The organism is Streptomyces montanus, from assembly GCF_005786655.1.
GTDB lineage: Bacteria > Actinomycetota > Actinomycetes > Streptomycetales > Streptomycetaceae > Streptomyces > Streptomyces sporangiiformans.
On record NZ_VBZC01000013.1, the window covers coordinates 1 to 21816 of the forward strand.

Here is a 21816-nt window from a genome sequence, read left to right on the forward strand (position 1 = left end):
GGGGCGACGGGGCGGGCTCGGCGGCGGCCACCGCACGCCCGCGCGGCGGCGCCGACGGCGCGTGGGCCGTCCGGTGAGGAGCCGTGCGCTGCTGGGCGAGCAGTTGGGCCGGCAGATGTACGACGACGCCCGTGCCACCGCGCGAGGAGGGGCGGTAACTGACGGAGATGCCGTACTTGACGGCGAGCCGCCCGACGACCGCCAGCCCCAGCCGAGTCCCCTGGAGGGAGGCGAGGTCGCTCATCGCACCCGAGACCGCCTCCTCGGCGCGACGCAGCGCGGCGTCGGCCATCTTCAGACCGCTGTCCTCGATGGTGACGACGATGCCGGCGGACCGTTCCTCCACGTAGACGTGGACCTGGTCGATCGGTGCGGAGAAGCTGGTCGCGTTGTCCATCAGCTCGGCCAGGAGGTGCATCACGCCCTCGGCCGCGAACCCGGACACCGCCGCGTTGCTGGAGCAGTTGATTCTGACCCTGCGGTACGCGGCGATCCGCCCCACGGCGCCACGCAGGACGCTCTCCATGGGGATCGGCTTGTTCCACGACCGGCTTGCCCGCCCGCCCATGAGCAGCGCCAGCCGGTCGGTGAGCAGGCCGAGCTGGGAGGTGCTGTGGTCCAGCTCGAGCAGGTCGCCCAGGACCGCCTCGCCGTGCCGGTCCTGCATCCCCCGCAAGTCCGCGAGGATGCTCACGGCCTGGGCCTGTACCCGGCTCAGCGCCTTCGCACTGGCGGCCTGGGCAGCCGCGGAACGCCGTTCGCTGACCGCGAGTTCCCGTACACCGGCCTCCACCAGTTCGCGCACATGGGCATTGGCGAACTGGGACAGCCGCATCTCCGCGCGGACCGTCTCCAGCGAGGCCCCCTCGCCCAGTCTCCGCACCGCCGTGGGCAGGGTCTGCGCCATGGCCTTCCGCAGATCGTCGGACATGCTCGCCAGGGCACGCACCGCCTGCCGGCGCTCCCCGTCCACCGCGGCCGCGCGCCGCTGCGCCACGCCCACGGCCTCCTCCACGGCGCGCTGCACGGCCATGAGCTGAGGTTCCGCGGGATGCCACGCACCGGCCGGTCCCCGCACGGCACCGGCCGCTCCCGGCGCGGCGGTCGTGGGGTCCTGCAGCGCCGCGGTCATTTCCGGCACCACCGCGCCGGCCAGGTACGCCGCCTCCGAGCGCTGCCGTGCCGACTCCGCCAGGGTCCTGTCCAGTTGAGCGGTGAGCCTGCGGTGCAGTCGCGCGGCCGCCGAGGCGAGCAGGACGAGACAGCCACCTGCCGCCGCCACGGTGCCCGCCACCCAGGGGCGTGCGGCGTCCGGTGCGGCGAGCACGACAGGCGTGCCGAGCGCAGCGGTCACCACCAGGGTGGCGATCGGCAGATGCCGCCACGCCGACTTCGGGCGCGGGCGGGACGCGTCGGGATGTGCCATTCCGCGATCCTCGATGCTTGTCGGAAGTGGTGTGCTTGCCGCGGACGCGGGGGCCCGCCGGGCTGTCCGGCCGTCCGTGCCTACGGTGGCCCAGGCGCACGCGTGCGCCCCAAGTCGCCTATGAGCAAAGGCGTTTGTCGTGCGAATCATGCTAACCACGCGTTCCTCGCCCGGAGCGCGAACTCCCCATCGCCGACACGCGCCGGAACACGTCGTCGCATAGTGGGCCGCGGTGGCGATGCCTGTGATACGCCCCGAGCTTCGATGAACGGCGGCCGAACCGCTGTCGAACCCCGCCGAACACCCCACAGGAAGGGGTGGAGCAGACGTTTTCGGCATGCCTCGACACCCGCGACAAATAAGCGGAATTCCGAGCGCGGGACGCCGCACGGCTCGGGGCGAATCCACCCACTGACGGGCGAACTTCAGCCATCTTGGCCGACTGAGGAGGAGTGCGTGGATGTGACGTGGGTGTCGCGTGGGTGTCGCTCGGACGTCAGCGCAGGGCGGCGGCGAAGGCATCCCGGTGGGCCTCGGTGTGGGCGTGTTCCCGCTCGGACCAGGCGACGCGGGCGAGGATCTGTCCACGGTCGGCGAGCTGAGGCCCGGGAGCGTCAAGCCGTCCCCGCCACCAACGGGCGTTACGGGCCTGCCGTTCGAGCATCGCGTCGACGATGCCCCGTCGGGTGGTGGCGTCGCTGTCATAGGCGTCGGCGAGGATGCGTACCTGGGCGGCTTGCGCGCGGACGGGCCGGGCGTCGGCCTTGGAGGAGACGCACCAGGTCCAGGCCATGTAGCCGAGGTCTTCCAGCGGGTCGCCCGGGGCAGCGGTGTCGAAGTCGATGAAGGCGACGGGTACGGCGTCGGAGAACACGGTGTTGTTCGGCCCCGGGTCGTGATGGCAGACGACGGGATGCCGGCCGGCCAGGCGGCAGCCACGGGTGGCGTCATGGAAGGCACGGAGCAAGGCGCCGGCGGCGGCGACCTGGGGATCGGTCCAGCGCTGGAAGCGTGCGGGCACCCAGCCGGGCAGGTAGCTGAGCACATCACGGCCGGCCACGTCGAGCCCCAGGTGGCGCGGGGCCCCGGTGAAGCCCTGACGCCCGAGGTGACCGAGCAACTCCGCGACGAACGGCGACGCCTGCGTGACCGGCCGCCGGACGGTACTGCCTACCCTGACCACGCCAGGGGTGATGCGCCCACCGGTCAACGGCACCTCGTTCTCCATGGCACAGGTTCCGTTTACCGCGTGTGGGGTCACCCCCTCAGTGTCCACGGTCACGTCCGCGAAGCAGGCTCGATCCGGTGGTCGTTGGGGTCGTCGTCGGGTGCCGCGGGCACCCCCGGTCGCGTGCCCGCGGCCGGGGGCCGCGCGGGGAGGGCGGCTACTTCAGGGCTCCTGCCATGACGCCGTTGACGAACTGCCGCTGGAAGGCGAAGAAGACCACCAGCGGGATGATCATGGAGAGAAAGGCGCCGGAGGACAGGACGTCGATATTGGTGCCGAACTGGCGGGTCTGCTGTTGCAGGGCCACAGTGAGCGGGGCCGAGTCCGGGTCGGCGAAGATGAGCGCGACGAGCATGTCGTTCCAGACCCACAGGAACTGGAAGATACCGAGCGAGGCTATCGCGGGCCCGCCCAGCGGAACCACCACTCGGAGGAAGAGCCACAACTCGCCCGCCCCGTCGAGACGGGCGGCCTCCAGCAGTTCGCGCGGGATTCCCGCGAAGAAGTTCCTGAGCAGGAAGATCGCGAACGGCAGGCCGAAAGCGACGTGGAAGAGGACGACGCTGACGATGCTGCCGAAGATCCCGATCTCCCCGAACAGACTGGTGATGGGCACCAGCGCGACCTGCAGGGGCACCACGAGCAGGCCGACGATGAGCAGGAACACCCAGTCCCGGCCCGGGAATTCGACCCACGCGAAGACATACCCGGCGAGAGAGCCGACGACCACGACCAACAGCGTGGCAGGAACAGTGATCAGCAGACTGTTCAGGAACGAATGTGTGATCGTCGAGTTGTCCAGCAGGCTGGTGTAGTTGTGCAGGGTCAGCTGCGCGGGCTTGGTGAGGACCGTCCACCAGCCGGACGCCTGGATGTCCAGTGGCCCGCGCAGTGAGGAGAGCAGCAGGCCGACGGTGGGCACAAGCCAGAACAGGGCGACGGCCAGCAGAACCAGCCGTGTGGATCCGCCGGCGAGCCGACGTGCCGCGCGGGCGGCGGCGCCTCGTCCCGTGCGGGCGGAGGCGGTCCGGGCGGTTGCGGCGGCCTGGGGGAACGGGGCGTCCTGAGCGGTCTGAAGGGTTGTCACCGTGACTTCTCCTTTCGGAACCGCTTGATGTTGAGGAACATGACCGGCGCGACCAGGGCGAGCAGGAGCACGGCGAGCGCGCTGCCGGTGCCCTGGTCGTTGCCGCCGCCGAAGGAGGACAGGTAGAGCTGCAGGGCCAGTACGTTGGCGTCCTGCTCGCTGGCCCCGGGGGCGATGACGTACACCAGGTCGAAGATCTTCAGCACGTTGATCACCAGCGTGACCAGGACCACGCCCAGCACCGGAGCCAGGAGCGGCACGGTGATGCGGCGGAAGACCTGCCACTCCCTCGCGCCGTCGACACGTGCGGCCTCCAGCAGTTCCCGGGGGATCCCGGCCAGCCCGGCAGCGATCAGGACCATGGCGAAGCCGGTCCACATCCAGACGTAGGCACCGATGATCGACCAGGTGACCAGGGTCGGGCCGAGCCAGTTGACACCCGCGTACTGGGAGGTGAAGTTCGTCGCGGGCAGACGCAGTTGCACCGGCGAGGCGCCGATCCGGGACGCGGGCAGGGCGAACGTGCCGTCCTTCGCCGCGGTGGCCGTGGCGACGACGCGCCCGCCACGTACAGCCTCGACCCGGATGTCTGCCAGTGCCTTCTCGCCCCGGTCGATCTTCCCGGGGGTGCCGCCGCCCGGCTGGAAGTCCAGCCAGACCGTGCCGCACAACGACCCCTGCGGGCAGGCACTCGGCGAAGCGGCCTGCGTCGCGTCGGTCAGGGTAGTGGGCTGCACTCCGACCAGAGCCAGCGCGGCCGGGCCGCCACCGGGACTGACAGGCTTGCTGGTGTAGGGGCCGCCGACCGGCCCGGCCAGAGTGCCGCTGCCCGCACCCGCGACCCGGGGGTGCGCCCCGGGATACGCCGATGCCTTGAAGAAGGTGTCATGGACGCCGGTCACCACCGCGTTGGCCACGCCCTTGCCGGGGTCCTGGTCGTACACCAGCCGGAAGATGATCCCGGCGGCCAGCATGGAGATGGCCATGGGCATGAAGACGACCAGTTTGAATGCCGTGCCCCAGCGGATCCGCTCGGTGAGCACGGCGAAGATCAGGCCCAGCCCGGTGGCCACGACGGGTGCGACCACGACCCAGATCGCGTTGTTCTTGAGGGCGACGAGGGTCTGATGGTCGGTGAAGACACCGGTGTAGTTGGACAGCCCGACGAAGTCCGTGAAGCCGTCGGGGCCGAAGAGGCTGCGTATCGCCGACCACACGATCGGATACACCACGAGCGCGCCCAGCAGGATCAGCGCGGGCAGCAGGAAGAACGCCGCGATCCACCCGCGACGCCGCGGCGTCCTACCGCGGCGGGCGGGTGCCCCCGCCGCCGCGGGGGCGGCGGGGGACGGAGGGGTAAGGGTCTGTGACATGACGGCTGCCTCAGCCCGCCTTGGCGAACGCCTTCGCGGCGTCGGCTTCGAGCTGCTTCTGCGCGCCGGCGACGTCTGAGGGCTTGGCGAGGAAGTCCTGCAGGTCCTTCCACTCTCCCTGCCCCTTGGTTCCGCCGAAGGCGGCCGGTGCCTGATCGGACATGTCGAACCGGATGTTGTCGCCGGCCTTGATCAGGTTCTTCGCGATGCCCCGCACGGTGTCGTCGCGGTAGTTGGAGAAGGCGACCGCCTTGTTCGGAGACAGGAAACCGCCCTGCTGCACGGCGATTCCCCCCGCCTCCGGGGAGGCCAGGAACCGCATCAGCGCCCGCGCGCCCTCGCCGTCCTTGAGCGCGACCGCGACGTCGCCGCTGCTCAGCACTGGTGCCTCACCGCCGTCCACGGCGGGGAAGGGGAAGACCTTGGCGTCGGTGCCGACCTTGGCCGTGGTCTCCTGGGTGATGTTCGTCGCGATGAACTCGCCCTCGTAGACCAGCGCGGCCTTGGGCGGCTTGGCGAAGACCTGGCCGACCGAGGTGGGGAAGTCGGTCTGCAGCGCTCCCCGCGTGCCTCCGGCTATCAGATCGGGCCTGCCGAAGAGCTGGCCCAGTGTGGTCAGTGCCTTGGTCACCGAGGGGTCGGTCCACTTGATCTGATGCTTCGTCAACTTGTCGTACATGGCCGGGCCGGCCTGGCTGAGGTAGATGTTCTCGAACCAGTCGGTCACGAGCCAGCCGTCGGCGCCGCCTATGGAGAACGGAGGGGTGCCGGAGTCGGCGAGGGTCTGACCGTCCTTGAGCAGCTGTTCCCAGGTGGTGGGGGTGGTGGTCAGTCCGGCCTGCTCCCAGGCCGCGGTGTTGTACCAGAACAGGGATTTGTTGGTGACCTTGAAGAACACGCCGTACTGCTTGTCCTTGTACGTGCCGAGGTCACGCCAGACCTTGCTGTAGTTCTGGTCCAGTTCCTTGGTCACGGCCGGCTGGAGCGGCTTGAGCCATCCGGCTTTGGCGAACTGCTGGAGCACGCCGGGCTGGGGGAGAAGAGCGACGTCCGGCGGAGAGCCGCCCTGGATCTTGCTGCCGACGAAGGTCGACACATTGTCGCCGGTGGGCACGAAGGTGGTCTTCGCTCCGGTCAGCTTGTCGAAGCGGGCCAGCACCTTGAGGAAGTTCTTCTGCTCGGCGCCCGTCCAGACGCCGGCCACCTGCAGATCCTGCCCGTCGAGCCGGGGCAGGTTCAGCGTGGATGCGTCTTTGGCACCGGTGGCCGCCGGGTTGCCGGAGGCGTCCTTGTCCGAGGAGCCGCACCCGGCGGCCCCGATCATCAGGACGGCGACGGCCGTCAGTGCTGCCGCTCTGCCATTCATTCGTCACTCCTTTGTGAAAGACGGGCGGAACATGAAGCGAGGGCGAAACGTGAAGCGGGACGGAACTGGAGGTGGCGGATGCCGGGTCAGCCTGTGAGGCCGTCGGACGCCCACCAGGCGGCGGTGCTGCCGGGAAGGGTCCCGGGAGGGCAGGGACCGCTCGCGAGCAGCGGCGTGCCGGGGACCGGCGCGGGACAAGGGACGTCGCCGAAGTTGACGGCGCACACCAGCCCGTCACCGCGGACGAAGGCCAGGACCTGTGGCGGAGACTCAAGCCAGCGGAGCGTCCCGTTACCGAGCGACGGCAGGCTCGCGCGCAACCGCAGCGCGTCGTGGTACAGGTGCCAGAAGGAACCGGGGTCGGCCATGAGCCGTTCGGTGGTGTGCGCGGCGAACCAGTCGGGCTGTGGCAGCCACGGCTTGACGATGCCGTCGCCCGAGGTGAAACCGAACGGGGACATGTGCCCCGACCACGGCAGTGGCACGCGGCAGCCGTCGCGGATTCCGACGCGGCTGCCGCTGCGATGGAAGATCGGGTCGGTGAGTACCTCGTCCGGCAGGTCGACGACCTCCGGCAGGCCGAGCTCCTCGCCCTGGTAGACATAGGCGGCGCCAGGCAGCGAGAGCATCAGCAGCGCGGCGGCGCGAGCGCGGGCGGCGGCCGCGTACCGCGTGACGGTACGGACCTGGTCGTGATTGTTGAGCACCCAGGTGATGGTCGAGCCGGTGCCCGCTATGTCCCGCAGAGCGTCCTGGATGACCCGGCGGAAGGTGGCGGCGTCCCAAGGGGCCGTCAGCATGTGGAAGAAGAACGCCTGATGGAGTTCGTCCGGGCGGACATAGGCGGCCTGCTCGGCCGGGGTGCGTACGGACACCTCTCCGACGAGCAGCCGGTCGATGCCGTCCCTGGCGGTGTACTCCTCGCAGACGGCCCGCCAAGTGCGCCACACACCATGTGTCTCGGGCTGGTTCCACGCCAGGGGGTTGACCGTGTCGCGGGCCCGCGCGTCGGCCGCCGGGTCCGGGGAGTCCGGCAGCCCGATGCGCTTGAAGAGGCCGGTGGCCACGTCGACGCGGAACCCGTCGACGCCGCGGTCCAGCCAGAACCGCAGCACCTGCTCGAAGTAGCCGCCGACCTCGGGGTTGCGCCAGTTCAGGTCGGGCTGCTCCGGCCCGAACAGGTGCAGGTACCACTGGCCCGGCGTGCCGTCGGGCTCGGAGACCCGGGTCCAGGCGGGTCCGCCGAACATGGAGTGCCAGTTGTTGGGCGGCAGTTCGCCACCCGTGCCACGGCCCTCGGCGAAGTGGAAGCGGGATCGGGCCGGGCCGTCCGGGCCTTCCGCCAGGGCCCGCAGGAACCACGGGTGCTTGCTGGAGCAGTGGTTGGGGACGATGTCGATGAGCACCTTGAACCCCAGGCGGTGCGCGTCGTCCACCAGGCCGCCGAACTCCGCCAGGTCTCCGTAGACCGGGTCCACGTCGCAGTAGTCGGCGACGTCGTAGCCGTGGTCGTACTGCGGAGAGGGATAGAACGGGTTGAGCCAGATGCCGTCGACACCGAGCCGCTTGAGGTACGGCAGGCCCGCGCGGACACCGGCGAGGTCGCCGATGCCGTCCCCGGTGCTGTCGAGGAAGCTGCGGACGTACACCTCGTAGATGACGGCGGTGCGCCACCACTGCTGCATTGCCGTGTGCTCGGACCGCTCAGAGGGGCCCGGTTCGTTCGGTACCGGGCCGTCTTCGACGAACGCGTCGATCATCGGGAAACCGTCCTGGGATGGGCGTGTTGGAAACCGGCCGCCGAGCGGGGAGAGCGACGGCCGGTGGTACAGGGCGCCGGATCCTGCGCCAGGGAAGGCGCGTTGGGAGGCGGCGGGAGGCGGCTTGTGGAAGGCGGCTTGTGGGAGGCGGCTTCGCAGGAATGGGCGAAGGAGTTGAGGGGCAGGGCACGGATTCTTTCCGCGGGCGGAGCCGGGCCGCCGGGCGTGACCGCGCGCCGGTGGGGACGAAAGGCCGTTCCCCGGGCGCGACGCCCGTCGGCGTGCGAGAGGCCGTTCGCCGGATGTGCCTGCCGACGGGTGCGAAAGGCCGTCAGATCGCGGATAACTGAGGGCGTGCCGAAGGCACGGCGAGAGGCTGCGCGGTGGCGTTCAGGGCCGCGCCCATCGCGCCGGCGTACGGGCCGAGCGCGGCGGCCAGGATCGTCACTGGCCCGATCAGTCGCCGACGGTCGCCGAGTGCCGGCACGACGGCCGGTCGCATCACTTCGAAGGCGGGCGCGACGCCACCGCCGACGACGACGGTCGAGAGGCCGAGTTGGGCCAGCACGCTCCCCAGGACCGTGCCTACGGCCGTGGCGGCGGTGCCGAGGATCTCCAGGGCCGTGGTGTCGCCCGACCGGGCGGCCCGGACCAGGTCCTCGGGTGTTGCCGACCGGTCCTGAGTCCCTTGCCCGCGAGAGTCGAGGGCCCGGGACCATCGGGCCGCCAGCGCCCGGCCGCCCGCCACCGTCTCCAGGCAGCCACGTGCCCCGCATCCGCAAGGGTCACCGCCGGGCGCCGCGGCCATGTGTCCGATCTCGCCGACCCGGTCGCCGGGCCCTCTCAGGACGGTGCCACCCAGGGCGATCGCACCGCCTATCCCGGTGCCCATGGTCATGAACACCACGTCGGTGTGGGTGCGCGCGGAGCCCAGCGCGAGTTCCGCCGAGGCGAACGCGCGTGCGTCATTCATCAGCAGTACGGGCTTCGCGGTCGCACGCTCGAGCAGGTCCGCCAGCGGGAAGCCCTGCCAGTCGCCGTCGATGTTCGGGATGGTGGTGGTTGATCGCATGTCCGGGCTCAGGTGGCCGGGCAGTGCCACACCGACGGCCTCGACGGTGCGGGCGACCGCGAGCTCGGCGATCGCGGCGACGATCTGCACGGGGCCTGCGGCGGGGGTGGGCAGCGTGCCCTGCTCGACGACGGCCGCCCCGGCCCGGTGCACCCACTTGATGTTCGTGCCCCCGATGTCCACTCCCAGGGCGGAACCTGCGGGGCGAGGACCGCCCCTGGTCGCGACCATGCGATCTCCTGATCAGTATCAGTACTACCTGTATAGACTTAAGTGGAAGCTAGGTCCGGGTAAATCGTCCAGTCAATCAGTCGAGACGTAAAAAATGAGAAACTTCGGCTGATTGAGTCGATGTGACGGGCGGTCAACCAGGTCCCGATTGGCGGAGAGCGACCTGTCTAGCCTTTTGTCAGCGGAGCGAGTCGTCCGGGTGAGATCAGGGCGCCGTCGGCCGCGAGTTGTTCGCGCAGTGTGCCGATGTCCGCATCGCGGGGCCGGTGTCCGGCGGAGACCGTCAGCGCCGCCGCCGTCCCCGCGGCCTGCCCCATCGCCATGCACTGTCCGATGGAACGGACGGAGGCGTGGGCGTCATGGGTGGCCGACAGACACCGGCCCGCGACGAGCAGACCGTCGACGCCGCGAGGGAGCAGGCATCGATAGGGCACCCCGTAGGTGCGGCCGGTGGGCGTCTCGTCACCGGAGCCGACGTACTGCCAGATCGTCCTGTGTCCGGCGGCATGGTCCTCGATCGGAGCGCCGCAGAGCGCGACGGCGTCCTCGAACTGACGCGCACTCAGCACGTCTTCCCTGCCCAGGACGTACTCCCCGATCAGGCGGCGACTCTCCCGCACGCCGATGCGCGGCGCGGACGCGATCAGGAAAGCCCGCTCATACCCCGGAACTTGCTCTCGGAGGAACCGCGTGTACTCGACGACCTGGCGGCGCCCCTCCTGCTCGGCTGCCGAAAGCTGCCATGGGTCGGTCGGGTCGATGCCACTCACGCGGGTCACATTGGTGTGGACGACGCCGGGTTCGGTGGTCCGGTGGACGGAACCCTCGCGCCGGGGCAGCTCATACGCTCCCGAGTCCGCGTGCAGAGCCATCAGCCGGTGCAGCTCCGCCGTCGGTGTCACCGCGGCGTCGACGCCGGCGAGCCGGAACGTCTGGGTGAGCGGCTGCACGACACGGTCCTCGGCGGGCCGCTCCAGAGCCGCCCCCGCACGCCACGCCACGTCGGCGTCACCGCTGGCGTCGATGACGACTCCGGCGCGCACGTGCCCAGGGCCGGCAACCGTCTCGACGACCACCCCGAGAACGTTCTGACCCTCCATCACCACACGTGACGCAGCGGCGTGGAACAGGACCCGCACCCCGGCAGAGCCGGTGACTTCGTCCCAGACCAGTTTGAGTGTCTCGGGGTCGTAGGTGATGCCGGTGCCCGCGCCGTAGGTGTTGGGGCGTTCGAAGGCCGCTTCGCGATCGGTGAGCGCCTGGCACACCTCCCATCCGACACCGCCGACCACGCGATCACCTGTGCCGGGCGCGTAGAAACCGTAGAAGGTGTCCAGGACGCTCGCCCCGGTGCCGCCCAGGTGCGCGGCAGCCTCCACGAGCAGGGTGGAAGCGCCCCGGCGGGCTGCCGCGACGGCTGCCGCGCAGCCCGCCGACCCGCCGCCGACGACCACCACATCGCCGTCCCACAGCAGCGGATGGCGACCGGCCTCCGTCTGGCTGACGCGTGTGCTGTTCACCTCAGGTGCCACCCTCCGTCTACGGGGACCACCGCACCGGTCGTGCGGGAGGAGGCGTCCGACAGCAGCCACAAGGCGGTGTCGGCGATCTCTTCGGGACTGCAGGCCCGCGCACCGAGCGGCATCAACCGCGGCATCCGGCCCTGGATCGCGGGATCGGTCATGGCCCGTGCGGCCATCGGTGTGTCCACCAGGCCGGCCGCCACGATGTTGACGCGCACACCCTTGGGGGCTCCGGTGAACGCGGCCGAGCGCACCAGGGGAACCAGAGCGCCCTTCGCGCTGGCGTAGGCCGCGGTGAGGAAGTCTTCGTCGAGTGTGCTCGCCAGGGCCGAGCCGATGACGACGATCGACCCGCCCGCGCCGGCCAACTGCCGTATGCCGGCGCGCAGCAGGTAGAACACGGAGTCGAGGTCGACCCGGTGCACTTCACGCCATGCCTCGTCGCCGCACTCGTCGACCGGCCCGTCGCCGAGACGCCGACCGGACATGCCCACCGCGTGCACGATGCCGTCGAGGCCGTCCAGCGCCTCGGCTGCTCGCGTCACCGCCGCGTCGGCGCCCGCGGACACGGTGATGTCGTACGTATCGCGGTCGGCCTCGAAGACCTGAACACCGGCGGCCCGCGCGGCGTTGACGCACGCGGCACCGATTCCGCCCCGAGCGCCGGCCACCAGCAGGCGCTTCATCGTGCGCCGTCCGCGATGCGCAGAGCGGCGGCGGAGCGGCGGGCGAATTCGAGGTAGGCGCCCTCGAACAGCTCATTGCTGCGGTCCGCGCCGACCAGGCGGGAGCTGGTGATGACCGGCGGCATGGCGCCCCGCTCGGCCAGCAACTCGGCGACCCGGACCTTGATCTCGTTGACCACGGCGATCGCGGTGAAGGTACTCACCGGGCCGACCGGGACGTCCAGGCCGGGGACCCGGCAGATGGCGTCGCCGACCGGCGATCCCAGATCGATCACCACGTCGGCGTGGTCGGCGAGCCGGGATCCGCTCGGATGCCGTGGTTCGGCGGCGTTCGTCTCCCGCAGCGACGTGGCCGCGATGACCGGCAGGCCCGCCTTCTTCGCGCCCATCGCCATCTCGATGGGGACGGCGTTGAGTCCGCTGACACTGAAGATGAACATGCTGTCCGAAGGGCGCAGCCGGAAGTTGGCGAGGATCTGCTCGGCGAGTCCCTCGACGCGTTCGATGAACATCGCCTGCCGCTGTCCGTTGGCCCCCACCACCTGGGTGTGGAACGTCATCGAGAGCTCCACCAGCGGCTGGAAGCCGGGGTAGGAGCCGTAGCGGGGGAAGATCTCCTCCACCGGCATGCGTGAATGACCGGTGCCGAAGGTGTAGACGACGCCGTCGTCGGCGATCGACCTGGCGGCGATCTGCGCCGCCGCCTCGATGGCGTCGGCCTGGGATTGGGCAATCTCCTCGACGATCCCGACTGCGGTACGGATCCACGATGGCACGTGCGGAAACCTCTCGGTGCGAGGGCGGAGACAGGGCTGGGTGCTATGTGGGTGCGATGGGGAGTATGTATAGACAGGTAGTACGGGCCATGAAGCTAGAGCGCCGATCGATACCACGTCAAGAACCCGTGCTGGCTGATCTTTGGTTCCGGCCGAGTGTGCCGGGTGTGGACGCATACCGAAGGGCGGCCTATGCTGCGTGGGGCATACCGGTATAGACAAAGGAGGGAAGCCGTGGCTCGGCGGCCCATGCCGCGACATGAAGCGGTCGAACGGCACATCCGCAGCCGGATCGCGGGGCTGAGCCCTGGGGATCAGATCGAGTCCGACGCGGAACTGTGCGACCTGTTCCAGGTCAGCCGGATGACCGTCAGGCAGGCGACCCAGCGCCTGGTCGCCGAAGGCGTGATCTACCGGATCTCCGGCGTCGGTACCTTCGTCGGGGAGCCTCAGGTCCACCGCCAGATGGGCCAACTGCGCTCCTTCACCGAGGAGATGGCTCTGCGCGGGATGACCGTGTCATCGACCGTCCTGACCAGTGAACTGCGCGCTGGCAGTCAGGAGGAGATCACCGCGCTCAGGCTCGCGCCCCAGTCCAACGTCGTGCACGTACGACGGCTGCGGCTGGCCGACGACCAGCCGATGGCGATCGAGAACGTCGTCCTGCCGCCCTCCTGTGCCTGGCTGTTGGGCGAGGATCTGGCCCGTGGCTCGCTCCATCAGGCGCTCACAGGCAAGGGGTTCGCCCCCACCCGCGCGACGGGAACGCAGATAGCGGCCATCGCCACCGAGGATGACGCCGCCCTCCTGGACCTGCCCATCGGTGCGCCCATCTTCGTCGAGCGCCGACTGGTCACCACCGCCGACGGCGCACCCGTCGAACTCACCGAATCCCGCTACGCGGGTTCCCGGTTCGTGTTCCACATCGAACTCGCCTAGCGCCGGGGAGAGTCGTACCCGGAAGGAGAAGGAGCCTTGCCTGTCGTCGAGACCGTCCTGGGCCCGGTCGCCGCTGACGAACTCGGCGACGTGGATGCCCACGAGCACGTCTTCCTGCGCACCCCGGTCAACCCGGGTGACGAGTTCCTCGACACCGACAAGGCGGCTGACGAACTCCGGCGTGTGGCGGCAAGCGGCATTCGCACGGTCGTCGACCTGACGCCGGTCGGTCTGGGACGCCGCCCCGCTCAACTCGCCGAGGTGTCCCGGACAAGCGGGATCCACGTCGTCGCCGCGACCGGGTTCCACCGCAGCGCGCACTATCCGGCCGCTCACTGGGCCCGCCACGCCGATGACGCGACGCTTCTCGGCGTACTCCTGGACGACCTACAAGTCGGCATGGACCGTTACGACTGGGACTTCCCGCGCCCCCTGCCCAGCCCCCACAAGGCGGGCATCATCAAACTCGGGGCTTCGTACCACCGGATCGACCGCCACGAGGAGCGGTGGTTCGCCGCGGGAGCCGCGGCGGCCCGGGACACGGGAGTGGCCGTGGCGGTGCACACCGAGGTCGGGACCGCCGCACACGCCGTCCTGGACCTTCTGGACAAGCACGGCATCCCGGCCGGACGGGTCCTGCTCGCCCACACCGACCGCAACCCCGACCCGGAACTCCATCTCGATCTGATCGCCCGCGGCGCCCACCTCGTCTACGACACGATCGGGCGGATCAAGTACCGGCCGGACTCGGTCGTCCTCGACCTCATCGAGCGTATGGCCGAGGCGGGCGAACTGGGCCGGATCTGCCTGGGGACCGACGTCGGACGCAAGTCCTCGCTCAGCGCCTACGGCGGCGGTCCGGGCATGGATGTGCTCGGCAGGGACTTCGTCCCGCGGCTGCGCCGCCGCCTGGGCGACGAGGCGGTGGAGACCGTGCTGCGACACGCCCCCCAGGGGCTGCTGGCCAAAGAGGCCTCCGCCGCTTGAACGCCGGCCTGCGGGCTCACCACCTCGACCTCGCGATCAACCCGCACAACGGCAAATCCCCACGGTCGAAGGTCGACCGTGGGGATTTTGGTTTGTGTCCGAGGGGGGACTTGAACCCCCACGCCCGATAAAGGGCACTAGCACCTCAAGCTAGCGCGTCTGCCATTCCGCCACCCGGACCAGGTGTATCGCGTGCGGGGTTTCGCCCGCGGCGACAGAGAAAACATTACCAGGCTTCCGAGGGCTCCCGATCACGGGGCGGCCGGGTGTGAACCCTGTGTGACGGGCCGGGTCCGCCCTTGGGGTCGGGCGGGCCGGAGAGGGAGGATGAGGGGGACCACCACCAGCAGTGACCGTGGGAGGAAGCCCTGTGAGCGAGTCGGACACGGCCAGGAGCATCACCGGTGAGGACGAGGTCGTCGACCTCTGCCGTGAGCTCATCCAGATCGACACCAGCAACTACGGCGACCACTCGGGTCCGGGCGAGCGCAAGGCCGCCGAGTACGTCGCCGAGAAGCTCGCCGAGGTGGGACTCGAACCCCAGATCTTCGAGTCCCACAAGGGCCGCGCCTCCACGGTCGCCCGGATCGAGGGCGAGGACCGCTCGCGGCCCGCGCTGCTCATCCACGGCCACACCGACGTCGTACCGGCCAACGCGGCGGACTGGACCCATCACCCGTTCTCCGGGGAGATCGCGGACGGCTGTGTGTGGGGGCGCGGCGCGGTCGACATGAAGGACATGGACGCGATGACCCTCGCGGTCGTCCGTGACCGCCTGCGCAGCGGGCGCAAGCCGCCCCGGGACATCGTGCTGGCCTTCCTGGCGGACGAGGAGGCGGGCGGCAAGTTCGGTGCGAAGCACCTCGTGAACAAGCACCCGGACCTCTTCGAGGGCGTCACCGAGGCGATCGGCGAGGTCGGCGGGTTCTCCTTCACCGTCAACGAGAAGCTGCGGCTGTACCTCGTCGAGACCGCCCAGAAGGGCATGCACTGGATGAAGCTGACCGTGGACGGCACCGCCGGTCACGGTTCGATGATCCACCGGGACAACGCCATCACCGAACTCTCCGAAGCCGTCGGACGGCTCGGCCGGCACAAGTTCCCGGTGCGGGTCACCAAGACGCTCCGGCACTTCCTCGACGAGCTCGGCGACGCGCTCGGCACTGAGCTCGACCCCGAGAACATGGACGAGACGCTCGCCAGGCTCGGCGGGATCGCCAAGCTCATCGGTGCCTCGCTGCAGAACACCGCCAATCCGACCCAGCTGGGCGCCGGTTACAAGGTCAACGTCATCCCGGGCCAGGCGACCGCGCATGTCGACGGCCGCTATCTGCCGGGCTACGAGGAGGAGTTCCTCGCCGACCTGGACCGGATCCTCGGCCCGCGGGTGCGGCGCGAGGACGTGCACGCCGACAAGGCCCTGGAGACCACCTTCGACGGGGCCCTCGTGGACGCCATGCAGACCGCGCTGTCCGCCGAGGACCCGATCGCCCGCGCCGTGCCGTACATGCTCTCGGCCGGCACCGACGCCAAGTCCTTCGACGACCTCGGCATCCGCTGCTTCGGCTTCGCTCCGCTGAAGCTGCCGCCGGAGCTGGACTTCGCGGGCATGTTCCACGGGATCGACGAGCGCGTGCCGGTTGACGCGCTGAAGTTCGGAGTGCGAGTGCTCGACCGCTTTATCGAGGTGTCCTGAGCGTCGAAGCGTCCCGAATTCACGCGCTGAAACGAAACTCCAATAATCGTCAATGCGTGCGGATTCGACTGAGAAGAGTGAATGCGCTCATAGGCTCGTAGCCCTATTAGTCCCTCCTCGTTACAGGTGGTGAGATCCATGACCAGGGTCGCATTGCCAACAAGGAGGAAAAATGATCAAGAAGGTCGTCGCCGCTGCGGCTGCCACGGGTGGCCTCATTCTCGCGAGTGCGGGAGTCGCGGCTGCCGACGCCGGTGCTCAGGGCGCCGCCGTACACTCGCCCGGCGTGCTTTCGGGCAACGTCGTTCAGGCGCCCGTTCACGTGCCGGTGAATGTTTGCGGCAACACGATCTCCGTGGTCGGGCTGCTGAATCCCACCTTCGGCAATTCCTGCACTAACGTGTAACGTCGTGTCTCACCCCGCGAGGGTTTGAATTCGCGGCCCCGGAGTGCGTGCCATGCGCTCCGGGGTCGTCGATATTCCTACGACATTCCTATTCGATGTGCGCGCATATCCGCGCGTGCATCTTCCTGAAGCAGCAAGGCAGGGAAAAGCTATGCGACAGGTCACACGCAAGGGCCTGATGACCGTGGCGGCCGCGACTGGAGTTCTGGCCGTCACCGGCGGCGCCGCGTACGCCGACGCCGCGGCGGACGGCGCCGCCTCGGATTCTCCGGGAGTCCTCTCGGGGAACACGGTGCAGGTTCCGGTGCACACGTCGGTCGACGTCTGCGGCAACACCGTGAACGTCATCGGTCTGCTCAACCCGGCGGCGGGCAACAACTGCGCCAACCAGGGCGGCGGTTCCGGTTCCGGCACCGAGTCCGACGGCGGGGCGCAGGCCGACGGGAGCACCAGTGACTCGCCCGGCGTTGGCTCCGGCAACAACGTTCAGGTCCCGGTGGACGTGCCCGTCAGCGCCTGCGGCAACAGCGTCAACGTCGTCGGTCTCGGCAACTCGACCGACAGCAGCGGCTGCGGCAACGCATCGGACGGGACCGTGACGACGCCGCCGGTCGAGAACGAGGAGCCGGAGGCTCCGAGCGTGCCTCAGGAGCCGGAGACGCCGGCTGTTCCGGCGCAGCCCGCCGAGCCGCAGACGCCGGAGACGGCGGTGTTCCCCGAGGAGGAGGCCGGAAGCGACGACAGCCGGAGCCACCCGGCCGTCCAGGCCACCACGCCGCTCAAGGAGACCCCGCAGCTCGCACAGACCGGCAGTGAGGTGCCGATCGGCCTCGCGCTGCCGGTGGGCGCGGGCGCGCTGCTGATGGGCGCCGTGCTCTACCGCAAGGCACGCGCCGCGGCGTAAAGGACGTCATACGTGAACGGAGGGGGCCCCGCGGCGGCGACCGCGGGACCCCCTCCGTTTCGGCCACTCCCTGTCACCACGTGGCACGCACCTGGCGGATGATCCGCCGGCGCAACCGCACCCTGCGGCTGCCGTCGGGGTGCAGGCTGAGGCGATCCAGCTCCCAGTGTCCGTACTCCGCATGGTCCGTCAGCAGGCGTGTCGTTTCCTTGCGGGAGACCCCGCGTGGCACATACACGTCGACAAATTCGTATTCCGGCATCGCATCTATTGTGCGGCCAGAGGCCGGTTACGGATAGCGTCTGCACTATGTCTGATGCTGCGCAGCCCACCGCTGCCGAGGTACGCGCCGCCGCCGAGGCGGTCAAGGCTGCGCTCGACCGCCACCTGGCGGCGGTCGAGCGCAGGTCGGGTGAGGACGACCCGGCCGTCTACGAGGCGTTCAACCAGCTGGCCGCGGCCGCCGAGGAGTACGACGAGCTCCTGTACGAACGCCATGACGAGGTCACGCCCTTCGAGATCCCCGGTACGGACGACACTCTGCCGCCGTACACGGGCCCGGAGGAGCCGAACGCCCTCAGCGTGCTGATCCGCCGTGACTACGCCGTGGTGGAGCCGCAGCGACTGTTGGCGCAGGCCCAGCGCGTGGAGGCCGTGGAGGAATCCGGGGCGGCGGGCGCGGGCTTCGACGCGGCCGCCGGTACCGTGCACGGGGCGCTGGGTGTGCTGTTCGGCGAGTTCGAACCGGATGAAATCGCCACCCGGCACAAGGAGTTCGGTCTGGAGGAAGGCGACTCCACGCTCTGGGTCACCGCCGCGGACGAACCGGCCGAGCCCGGCGAATGGCTGGACGCCCCCTTCGACCAGGCCGATCCCCAGCGGATCATCTGCCGCTTCGACGTCAGCGCCGTCTTCGACGACGAGATCGACGACGACCTGGACGACACGACCCGGGACGGCCTGGATCCCGACCTCGACGGCGACCTGGACGACGACGAGGACCTCGAGCCGCTGGACGCGGATCGCTGAAGATCGCTGAAGTACCCACGGTGGCGGCCACCGGGCCGAGAGGCCCGGTGGCCGCCACTGCTTTGTCAGCCGGCTGCCGGGACCTGGGCGGTGAGCAAGGTGGGCAGGCGGGTGGTGCGGGGCTTGGCGGGGAGTTCGGCCACCGCGCGCGGCAGGGCCTGCTCGACGCCATGGACGACGGAGAGGTGGTGTTCGGCCCGGCTGAAGGCCGTGTAGACCCAGGGCCGGGTGAGGGCCTGGACGGCGTCGCCGGGGAGGACCACGACCGCGGCGGGCCAGCGCAGTCCGACGGCCTGGTGCGCGGTGAGTGCCCAGCCGTGGCGCACGGTCTGCTCGACGCGCTCCTTCGGTACGACGACGGGGGCGCCCGCGCACTCCAGATGCAGCCCCTCGGCATCGGCCTTCACCACGCGGCCCGGCACCGTACGACCCGGCGTAGGCGTGTAGGCGATCCGGTCGCCCGGGTCGAAGCCGCCGAAGCGGCCCGGCCCAGGGTTGAGCCGTTCCTTCAGCACGGCGTTCAGCGCCCGTGTGCCCGCCGCGCCGCCGTGCCCCGGAGTGATCACCTGGGTCTGCTCGGCCGGAATCCCGATCGCCCGCGGCACCGAGTCCGCGACCAGTTGCACGGTGCGGTGCACCGCCTCGCCCGCGTCACGCACCGGGACGATCACCACCTCCTTGCCGGGTGCGTCCACCTGGAGCAGCTCGCCCACGCCGATGCCGGAGACCAGCTCACCGATCGGGCCGGGATCCGGCGTCCGCGAGGCGACCTGCGGGCACACCCGCGCCGCGAGCAGATCGGCGAAGACCCGCCCGGGGCCGGCCGACCACAGCCCACCGGGGTCACCACTCAGTACGAGCCGCGCCCCGTCGGGCAGCGACTCCGCCAGCATCGCCGCGCTCTCCACATCCAGCTGCGGCGCGTCGAGCACGACCAGCAGATCGGTCCGCAGCATTCCGTCCGCGTCCCGCCCGGGCCCCTCGGCACCGGACAACAGTCCGGCGACGGTGGTCACGCTCTCCTCGGGCCCGGCGGTCCGGTCCCGAGGCTCGGCCGCCGCGAGCAGCGTGGCGAACCGGCTCCGCCCGTCCACGGTGTGCGTGGCCGCGCACACCCGCAGCCCGAGCGCCCGGGCCGCGGCGACCAGAGCGGCCGGTTCCGCGCGGGACGCCTCGCCGCCGGTGTGGAGGACGAGGCCGTGACCCGCGACGGCGCGGATCAGCTCGGTGGCGGAGCCGGTCGCCGCGGACTCCCAGTCCGTGGCCGAGCCGTCCTCCTTGGGCAGTGAGTTGACCACGCGGGCGAGCCCGTCGGCGAGGCTCTCCTCGGCGAGCGCGTACCGCTCGAGGCCGACGAGGACGCGGACCGGCCGCTCCTGCTCACCCTCCTCGCCCTCCTCGGCCTCGTCGTCGGCCTGCTGCCGGCGGGGCGCGGGGGCTCCGGTGTCGTCCAGCGCGTCCTGGAACACCAGGGCGTCGCCCTCGGCGATGGCACTCTGCACGGCGGCGTCGGGGTCCGGCACCGAGCGCTGCGCGAGCGCGGTGCTGAGTGTCGAGGCCTCCAGAGCGGTGTGCCCGACGAGGGCCGCCTGCTCAAGGAGCCATACGGTGACCGCCCGGCCCCGCCGCTCGTCGTCCGGCCCGCACTCCGCGCCGAGCAGGGCCCGGGCGAACCCGTCCGCCTGCTCGGGCCGCACCCCGGCCACCCGCAGCAACTGCCAGGGGTCCTCGCGCAGCGCTGCGTCCGCGCCCTCCCCGAGGATCTCGGCGGCCTGTGGTGCGAGCGCGTCGGGTGCGCCGCCCTCGACGAGTACGGCCCGTACGGCGTCGACGGTCTCGGCCGCCACCGGTGCGGCGACGGACGAGGTCACGGGCTGCGGCCGCCGCACCGGCTCCGGGGCAGGCCTGCGCGACGAGGGCTCCCGCTCCCGGAAGACGCCCGCCGCGGGCTTCTCCCCGCTCTCCACCGCGCGTACGGCCGCGAGGAGATCGGCCGCCTTCCCGCTCAGCTTCCCGCCGCTCTCGAGGGGCCCCTGCTTCTCGGCCTTCCGCCGCTCGATCCGCTCCAGCAGCTCCCGCTGCGCGGCCATCTCGGCCTCGGCCTCGGACAGCTCCCCGGCGGCGGCATCCCCCTCACCGGCCGAGGTACCCTCCTCACCGGCCGAGGTACCCTCCTCACCGCTTGCCGTGGCCGAGCCCTCACCGCCCGCCGTGGCCGAGCCCTCACTGCCGTCGGCAGCGTCGCCCGTCCCGGTAGCGCCTCCGTGCCCGGCGTCCCCGCCGTCGGCGTCGCCCGGCGTCCCCGGTTCGGATTCCTCCGCGTCAGCGGGATCCGTGGTCACAGCGTGCTCCAGTCGTGATCGGGATAGTGGTGCACCGGCGCCGACACGTCGTCGAGCGCTCGGCAGATCTCGTCAGGAAGACTAAGGCTCTCCACTGACAACGCGGCCGTGAGCTGCAGAGCGTTGCGCGCGCCGATGATGGGGGCGGCGACTCCGGGCCGGTCGCGGACCCATGCGAGGGCCACCTGGAGCGGCGTCGCCGCGAGCCCGTCCGCGGCGGTCGTCACCGCGTCCACGATGCTGCTCGCCGCATCGTCCAGATACGGCGCGACGAACGGCGCCAGATGCTCCGACGCACCCCTGGAGTCCGCGGGCGTCCCGTGCCGGTACTTGCCCGTGAGCACACCCCGTCCCAGCGGAGAGGACGGGAGCAGGCCTATCCCCAGGTCCAGAGCCGCGGGCAGCACCTCGCGCTCGACGCCGCGCTGCAGCAGCGAGTACTCCATCTGCGTACTCGCGAGCCGGGTCCGCACCCCGGGCGCCGCGAGCTGCCACGTCGCCGCCTTGGCCAGCTGCCAGCCGCAGAAGTTGGACACCCCCGCGTACCGTGCCCGACCGCTGCTGACGGCGAGGTCGAGGGCCTGAAGCGTCTCCTCCAGCGGCGTCCGCGGGTCGAAGGCGTGGATCTGCCACAGGTCCACATAATCCGTGCCGAGCCGCGCGAGCGACGCGTCGAGCGCGGCGAGCAGATGTCCGCGCGAACCGTCGAAGCGCCGGTCGGGATCCGGCACGCTGCCCGCCTTCGTCGATATCACCAGATCCCGGCGCGGCACCAGCCCTTCCATGAGCTGTCCGAGCAGATACTCGGCCTCCCCGTCCCCGTACACGTCCGCCGTGTCGACGAGGGTCCCGCCCGCCTCCCAGAACGCCTTCAACAGGTCCGCGGCGTCGTGCTCGTCGGTGTCCCGCCCCCAGGTGAGGGTGCCGAGCCCGATCCTGGACACGCGCAGGCCGGTACTGCCGAGATGCCTCTGCTCCATGTGGG

At 70.5% G+C, this 21816-nt stretch carries 19 protein-coding genes and 1 tRNA gene; 6 read left to right on the top strand and 14 right to left on the bottom strand.

All coding sequences use genetic code 11. From position 1 onward, the window contains the following. The 10 genes from FE633_RS13720 to FE633_RS13765 form a co-directional block, all read right to left on the bottom strand. Window positions 1-1426, bottom strand: a 1426-nt coding sequence (locus FE633_RS13720; protein WP_138045417.1) for a sensor histidine kinase, incomplete at its 3' end; no start/stop codon positions are given. 496 nt (window positions 1427-1922) lie between these two features. Further along, window positions 1923-2654 (bottom strand): phosphotransferase family protein, encoded by a 732-nt coding sequence (locus FE633_RS13725; RefSeq protein WP_138045418.1) that lies wholly within the window; start codon window positions 2652-2654, stop codon window positions 1923-1925. Between the two features lie 157 nt (window positions 2655-2811). Further along, the gene (locus FE633_RS13730; protein ID WP_138045419.1) at window positions 2812-3741 is read right to left on the bottom strand and encodes a carbohydrate ABC transporter permease; all 930 of its coding nucleotides are present in this window, start codon (window positions 3739-3741) and stop codon (window positions 2812-2814) included. Continuing rightward, window positions 3738-5114 carry a carbohydrate ABC transporter permease gene (locus FE633_RS13735; protein ID WP_138045420.1) on the bottom strand — a complete coding sequence of 459 codons (1377 nt, stop codon included), beginning with the start codon at window positions 5112-5114 and terminating at the stop codon, window positions 3738-3740. The genes FE633_RS13730 and FE633_RS13735 overlap by 4 nt, the downstream gene beginning before the upstream one ends. 10 nt (window positions 5115-5124) lie before the next feature. After that, window positions 5125-6480, bottom strand: a complete 1356-nt coding sequence (locus FE633_RS13740; RefSeq protein WP_138045421.1) for an ABC transporter substrate-binding protein — start codon at window positions 6478-6480, stop codon at window positions 5125-5127. An 86-nt stretch (window positions 6481-6566) separates the two neighbouring features. Continuing rightward, a complete protein-coding gene (locus tag FE633_RS13745) occupies window positions 6567-8165 on the bottom strand; it encodes a glycoside hydrolase family 13 protein (protein ID WP_246113610.1) in 1599 nt (532 codons plus the stop codon). Window positions 8166-8571: 406 nt separating this feature from the next. Then, window positions 8572-9543, bottom strand: coding sequence for an ROK family protein (locus FE633_RS13750; protein ID WP_138045423.1), 972 nt, complete (start codon window positions 9541-9543; stop codon window positions 8572-8574). 167 nt (window positions 9544-9710) lie between these two features. Further along, window positions 9711-11063 carry an FAD-dependent oxidoreductase gene (locus FE633_RS13755; protein WP_212747215.1) on the bottom strand — a complete coding sequence of 451 codons (1353 nt, stop codon included), beginning with the start codon at window positions 11061-11063 and terminating at the stop codon, window positions 9711-9713. Continuing rightward, a complete protein-coding gene (locus FE633_RS13760) occupies window positions 11060-11752 on the bottom strand; it encodes an SDR family oxidoreductase (RefSeq protein ID WP_138045424.1) in 693 nt (230 codons plus the stop codon). Before FE633_RS13760 ends, FE633_RS13755 begins: the two co-directional genes overlap by 4 nt. Beyond that, entirely contained in the window at window positions 11749-12528 is a 780-nt protein-coding gene (locus FE633_RS13765; RefSeq protein WP_212747216.1) for a sugar isomerase domain-containing protein, read from the bottom strand. The genes FE633_RS13760 and FE633_RS13765 overlap by 4 nt, the downstream gene beginning before the upstream one ends. A gap of 234 nt (window positions 12529-12762) precedes the next feature. Between FE633_RS13765 and FE633_RS13770 the strand changes: the two genes are divergently transcribed. Next, window positions 12763-13467, top strand: coding sequence for a GntR family transcriptional regulator (locus FE633_RS13770; RefSeq protein ID WP_171059941.1), 705 nt, complete (start codon window positions 12763-12765; stop codon window positions 13465-13467). A 36-nt stretch (window positions 13468-13503) separates the two neighbouring features. Beyond that, a complete protein-coding gene (locus FE633_RS13775) occupies window positions 13504-14454 on the top strand; it encodes a phosphotriesterase family protein (protein ID WP_138045427.1) in 951 nt (316 codons plus the stop codon). A gap of 95 nt (window positions 14455-14549) precedes the next feature. Here FE633_RS13775 and FE633_RS13780 read toward each other — a convergent pair. Then, a tRNA-Leu gene (locus FE633_RS13780) sits at window positions 14550-14634 on the bottom strand. A gap of 190 nt (window positions 14635-14824) precedes the next feature. On the opposite strand from FE633_RS13780, the gene FE633_RS13785 reads away from it, so the two are divergent. The 3 genes from FE633_RS13785 to FE633_RS13795 all read left to right on the top strand — a co-directional run bounded on the left by FE633_RS13785 (window position 14825) and on the right by FE633_RS13795 (window position 17460). Beyond that, on the top strand, window positions 14825-16150 hold the full coding sequence (locus FE633_RS13785; protein ID WP_138045428.1) for a M20/M25/M40 family metallo-hydrolase: 1326 nt from the start codon (window positions 14825-14827) through the stop codon (window positions 16148-16150). 172 nt (window positions 16151-16322) lie between these two features. Then, a complete protein-coding gene (chpH, locus tag FE633_RS13790; protein WP_138045429.1) occupies window positions 16323-16556 on the top strand; it encodes a chaplin ChpH in 234 nt (77 codons plus the stop codon). A gap of 151 nt (window positions 16557-16707) precedes the next feature. Continuing rightward, window positions 16708-17460: a chaplin gene (locus FE633_RS13795; protein ID WP_138045430.1), complete on the top strand. Its 753-nt coding sequence runs from the start codon at window positions 16708-16710 to the stop codon at window positions 17458-17460. A gap of 73 nt (window positions 17461-17533) precedes the next feature. Here the strand turns inward: FE633_RS13795 and FE633_RS13800 are convergent, their stop codons facing one another. Then, window positions 17534-17722 carry a DUF5703 family protein gene (locus FE633_RS13800; protein WP_033323315.1) on the bottom strand — a complete coding sequence of 63 codons (189 nt, stop codon included), beginning with the start codon at window positions 17720-17722 and terminating at the stop codon, window positions 17534-17536. A gap of 47 nt (window positions 17723-17769) precedes the next feature. Here FE633_RS13800 and FE633_RS13805 point away from each other — a divergent pair, with 47 nt between their 5' ends. Next, complete coding sequence (locus tag FE633_RS13805; protein ID WP_138045431.1) at window positions 17770-18489, top strand: hypothetical protein; 720 nt, start codon at window positions 17770-17772, stop codon at window positions 18487-18489. 65 nt (window positions 18490-18554) lie between these two features. Here the strand turns inward: FE633_RS13805 and FE633_RS13810 are convergent, their stop codons facing one another. Both FE633_RS13810 and FE633_RS13815 read right to left on the bottom strand, forming a co-directional pair. Further along, window positions 18555-20831: a helix-hairpin-helix domain-containing protein gene (locus FE633_RS13810; protein ID WP_138045432.1), complete on the bottom strand. Its 2277-nt coding sequence runs from the start codon at window positions 20829-20831 to the stop codon at window positions 18555-18557. Then, complete coding sequence (locus FE633_RS13815) at window positions 20828-21811, bottom strand: aldo/keto reductase (RefSeq protein ID WP_138045433.1); 984 nt, start codon at window positions 21809-21811, stop codon at window positions 20828-20830. The genes FE633_RS13810 and FE633_RS13815 overlap by 4 nt, the downstream gene beginning before the upstream one ends. Window positions 21812-21816 lie beyond the last annotated feature (5 nt).

Excerpts from the sequence above, each read along its gene's own strand:
- FE633_RS13725 (WP_138045418.1), bottom strand. The coding sequence starts at position 2,654 with ATGGAGAACGAGGTGCCGTTGACCGGTGGGCGCATCACCCCTGGCGTG.
- FE633_RS13735 (WP_138045420.1), bottom strand. The coding sequence starts at position 5,114 with ATGTCACAGACCCTTACCCCTCCGTCCCCCGCCGCCCCCGCGGCGGCG.
- FE633_RS13740 (WP_138045421.1), bottom strand. The coding sequence starts at position 6,480 with ATGAATGGCAGAGCGGCAGCACTGACGGCCGTCGCCGTCCTGATGATC.
- FE633_RS13745 (WP_246113610.1), bottom strand. The coding sequence starts at position 8,165 with ATGCAGCAGTGGTGGCGCACCGCCGTCATCTACGAGGTGTACGTCCGC.
- FE633_RS13750 (WP_138045423.1), bottom strand. The coding sequence starts at position 9,543 with ATGGTCGCGACCAGGGGCGGTCCTCGCCCCGCAGGTTCCGCCCTGGGA.
- FE633_RS13760 (WP_138045424.1), bottom strand. The coding sequence starts at position 11,752 with ATGAAGCGCCTGCTGGTGGCCGGCGCTCGGGGCGGAATCGGTGCCGCG.
- chpH (WP_138045429.1), top strand. The coding sequence starts at position 16,323 with ATGATCAAGAAGGTCGTCGCCGCTGCGGCTGCCACGGGTGGCCTCATT.
- FE633_RS13795 (WP_138045430.1), top strand. The coding sequence starts at position 16,708 with ATGCGACAGGTCACACGCAAGGGCCTGATGACCGTGGCGGCCGCGACT.
- FE633_RS13800 (WP_033323315.1), bottom strand. The coding sequence starts at position 17,722 with ATGCCGGAATACGAATTTGTCGACGTGTATGTGCCACGCGGGGTCTCC.
- FE633_RS13805 (WP_138045431.1), top strand. The coding sequence starts at position 17,770 with ATGTCTGATGCTGCGCAGCCCACCGCTGCCGAGGTACGCGCCGCCGCC.
- FE633_RS13815 (WP_138045433.1), bottom strand. The coding sequence starts at position 21,811 with ATGGAGCAGAGGCATCTCGGCAGTACCGGCCTGCGCGTGTCCAGGATC.